The organism is Persicitalea sp. (assembly GCF_041751555.1).
GTDB lineage: Bacteria > Bacteroidota > Bacteroidia > Cytophagales > Spirosomataceae > Persicitalea.
Genome location: NZ_JBGSXF010000661.1, coordinates 1 through 1923 on the forward strand (window position 1 = coordinate 1; position 1923 = coordinate 1923).

The window sequence follows — 1923 nt, forward strand, 5'->3', positions numbered from 1 at the left end:
GGTACAATCAGGTGGTACAAGTCATTATCCGGGGATTCGATATTTTGGAACTCGTGGCTCAACGCAACGGCCACGCCATCACCCTCACTGAGATTTCGGAAGAGTTGGCCCTGAACCAGTCCACGGCGGCCAACATCATCAAGACGCTGGTTCACCGGGGCTATATGGAGCATATCGGGAAGAAGAAGGGCTACTGCCTCGGCCCGGCGGCTTTTCGGCTTACCAACGAAACCGCTTACGGCCAGGATCTGATCACGGCGTCGCAGGACATCATGGAAAACTTGACCACCCAGCTGAGCGAGTCCTGTATTCTTGGAATACTGCGAAACCACAAACGCTACACTTTGAACGTGGTCAATTCCAAGCAAGAGATTCAGATTCAAGTACGTTCAGAAAGAAATGTGTACGAAACTGCGAGTGGCCGTCTGCTGATCGCCTATCTAAGTCATAAGGATCTGGAACGCTTTGTTGAAGTGAACGGGCTGCCCAAAGAAATACTTTGGCCCGGTGCCAATACGCTGGATTCTCTGAAAGCGAAACTCGAGGCAATCAGACACGAAGGAATCGTATTCACTCAACTACAAGACCGCCACGTGAAGGGGTATGCCGTACCGGTTTTTGCTAAGGGGGTAATGGTGGCCGGATTGAGCGTTTTCCTACCGGAGTTTCGTTGGTCTTCCGAAAAAGAGCGGGAGATTGTGAAGGCCATAACAGTAGCTGCAATGCAGATATCGAGCCGGCTGTCGTAGAAAGCCTTATCGTGGAGAGCATCATGTTCGTAAAAGCCAGTTTTCGTAGGGCATCGCTAGTTGCTTGACGCACCGCCAAGCGTAAATTTTAGTTATTGTCTTAATTCATATTCAGCAATCAGAGCTTCTACCGGAATATGTAACAACCTGCTTAACTTGCGTACCATGGTCAGGGAGAGGGCCTGCTTGTAATTCAACACCTTGCTGATGGTGCCTTTGTCACCATACTATTTGGACAGGTCGACCGGCTTGTAGCCGAAGTCCTTCATGCGGATTTTGATGCACTCCATGAGAGGAGAATGAGGATTTTTCTAATAGGGCCGCTTAACGAGGATTACCCCAAGCTTTTTTATGCTCTCCTTGGCTGCTGCCTGCTCCACGTAGCCCCGATTGACGAGCCTCTTCAAAATGTTGGCACAAGTGCCGTGGTTCAGGCCGAGGGTATCGGCCAACTCGCCAAGTGCCTTGGGCTGGTTCGGTTCGATGGCGATTAGTTCAAGGAGATCCAGGGCGCGATGTATGACTTGTATCATTAGGGAGTGTTGACATTTTTACAATGCAAAACTATCGAATACTTTATTAAAAGTTTTTCTTGCTAAAAGCCAATAATTTTGCATCCTTCGCGTAGTTTGGACTTTCGATTCGCTTTTACAAGTATGGCCAATTCAACCCAACATACTGAATCGCAAACTCAGCACCCTGCTTTTCGGCAGGCTCTTTTTGACGAACAGTATTGCTGGGATCGTTTCCGCCTGGGTGACGAAGCGGCTTTTACCAAGATTGCGGAACATTACTATCGGCATCTCCTCCATTACGGATTGAAGTTTACCCCGAACCAGCAAACGGTCGAGGATGCGTTGCAAGACCTGCTCATTCACCTTTGGCTGCACCGGGCCACCATCCAATCGACGCCTTCCGTCAAGTTTTATCTGATGAAGGCATTCCGGCGCCAGGTGTTCAAAAGTTTGAAACGGTCGCCAACCAGCCAGTCGGCCGAATGGCAGGACGAAAGCCTGACCGACGGTCTCAGCGTGGAGGACGCCTTCATTCAAATTGAGCAAGAAGAGGACGTTCGGGCTACCTTCGATACGCTACTGAACGCACTCCCCGCCCGGCAGCGTGAGGTTCTTTACCTGCGCTTCTACCAGGAGTTGTCAACGGAAGAAATTGCCCA

3 protein-coding genes are annotated in these 1923 nt (G+C 50.1%); 2 read left to right on the forward strand and 1 reads right to left on the reverse strand.

Annotated elements, in window-relative coordinates; genetic code table 11:
* Positions 1-749, forward strand: a 749-nt coding sequence (locus ACEW8P_RS23325; protein WP_373515470.1) for an IclR family transcriptional regulator, incomplete at its 5' end; no start/stop codon positions are given.
* A gap of 311 nt (positions 750-1060) precedes the next feature.
* Here ACEW8P_RS23325 and ACEW8P_RS23330 read toward each other — a convergent pair.
* Positions 1061-1282: a helix-turn-helix domain-containing protein gene (locus ACEW8P_RS23330; RefSeq protein WP_373515471.1), complete on the reverse strand. Its 222-nt coding sequence runs from the start codon at positions 1280-1282 to the stop codon at positions 1061-1063.
* Positions 1283-1405: 123 nt separating this feature from the next.
* On the opposite strand from ACEW8P_RS23330, the gene ACEW8P_RS23335 reads away from it, so the two are divergent.
* Positions 1406-1923: RNA polymerase sigma factor (locus ACEW8P_RS23335; RefSeq protein WP_373515472.1), on the forward strand; the 518-nt coding region annotated here is incomplete at its 3' end.